Annotated in this window: 1 protein-coding gene; it reads right to left on the bottom strand. The window is 63.8% G+C overall.

Features of this window, described 5'->3' with window-relative positions:
• A partial coding sequence (locus tag ELR45_RS06200; protein ID WP_240759205.1) for a DNA gyrase subunit A occupies positions 1-1966 on the bottom strand: 1966 nt, incomplete at both ends.

The raw sequence follows: 1966 nt of genomic DNA on the forward strand, positions 1-1966 counted from the left end.
CGGCACGTCACCCACCGAGCTACGTGTGACGCCTCCCGAGGCGCGGATGGCCAGCACATCATCGCTGTCCCCCACGACCAGAGCGCCCACCAGAGAACCTCGATCCTCGTTGATCTTCATCGCCTTGATGCCGAGTCCACCTCGACCCTGTACCCGATACTCCTCCACAACAGTCCGTTTTGCGAATCCACCATCTGTGACGGTGAAGACGTACGATTCGGTTCCATCATGGACAACTGACATCGACAACAGCTCGTCGCTCTCGCGGAACTTCATACCGACGACGCCGCCGGTCGGGCGGCCCATAGGACGCAGCTGCTCGTCGTTGGCGGTGAACCTGATGGCCTGCGCCTTCCGCGACACCAGCAGGATGTCATCGTCGGCGCTGACCAGCTCTGCGCCGATCAGCTCGTCGTCTTCCTGGCGGAACGTCAGCGCGATCACACCGCCGGACCGGTTCGAGTCATACTCGGCGAGGCGGGTCTTCTTCACCATGCCGTGCTTCGTCGCCAGCACCAGATAGGACTCCTGCTCGTAGTCGCGGAGCGTCATAACCCGCGCGATCTTCTCGTCAGGCTGGAATGCCAGCAAGTTCGCCACGTGCTGTCCTCTGGCATCACGAGCCAACTCCGGCAACTCGTAGGCCTTCGCCCGGTAGACCCGTCCCCGATTGGTGAAGAACAGCATCCAGTGGTGCGTGGTCGTCACGAAGAACTGGTCGACGACGTCGTCCTCACGCAGCTGGGCGCCACGAACACCCTTGCCCCCGCGCTTCTGCACCCGATAGAGGTCGGCCTTGGTCCGCTTCGCGTAGCCCCCGCGAGTGATGGTCACCACGACCGGCTCCTCAGTGATGAGGTCTTCCGCCGTGAGGTCGCCTTCTCCCGGGATGATCGCCGTACGGCGCTCATCGCCATACTTCTCGACGATCTCGCTCAGCTCTTCCCGGATGATCTGATGCTTACGGGGCTCGGAGGCGAGGATGTCTTCGAGGTCGGCGATGTCCGTCACCAGGACGTCATGCTCAGCCTGGAGCTCGTCGCGGGACAGTGCAGTCAGCCGGCGCAGCTGCATGTCGAGGATCGCCGTGGCTTGAATCTCGTCGATGTCGAGCAGCTGCATCAGGCCGGTCCGCGCCTCCTCGACGTCGGCCGACCGCCTGATGAGTGCGATCACCTCGTCGATCGCGTCGATCGCCTTGAGCAGACCCCGGATGATGTGCAGACGTTCGCGCTTCTTCCGCAGCCGGAACTCGGTCCGCCGCCGGATCACCTCGACCTGATGTATCACCCAGTGCCGGACGAATGCGTCCAACGGCAGTGTTCGGGGTACCCCGTCCACCAGGGCCACCATGTTGCAGCCGAAGGTGTCCTGCAGCTGGGTGTGCTTGTAGAGGTTGTTCCTGACGACGGTCGCGACGGCGTCACGCTTCAGCACGACGACGAGGCGCATACCGGTCCGCGAGGACGAGTCGTCGCGCAGGTCCGCGATGCCGGGCACCTTGCCGGAGTCGGCCAGCTCCGCGATCTTTCGGGTGAGTGAATCCGGGTTGACCTGGTATGGAAGCTCGCTGACGACCAGACAAGTACGGCCTCGGTCGTCCTCTTCGACCTCGACCACGGCGCGCATCGTCACCGAGCCGCGGCCGGTGCGGTATGCCTGCTCGATACCACTGGTTCCCACGATCAGACCATTGGTGGGGAAGTCCGGACCCTTGATCCGCTCGAGCAGGGCTTCGAGCAGCTCCTCGTTGGTGCACTCCGGATTATCCAGGTACCAGTCGACGCCGGCCGCCACCTCGCGCAGATTGTGCGGAGGAATGTTCGTGGCCATCCCGACCGCGATTCCACCGGACCCGTTCACCAGCAGGTTGGGGAAGCGGCTGGGTAGAACGTCCGGCTCGGCGCCACGCCCGTCGTAGTTCGGAGAGAAGTCGACCGTCTCCTCTTCGATGTCCCGGACCATC

Source organism: Phytoactinopolyspora endophytica (genome assembly GCF_004138495.1).
Lineage (GTDB): Bacteria > Actinomycetota > Actinomycetes > Jiangellales > Jiangellaceae > Phytoactinopolyspora > Phytoactinopolyspora endophytica.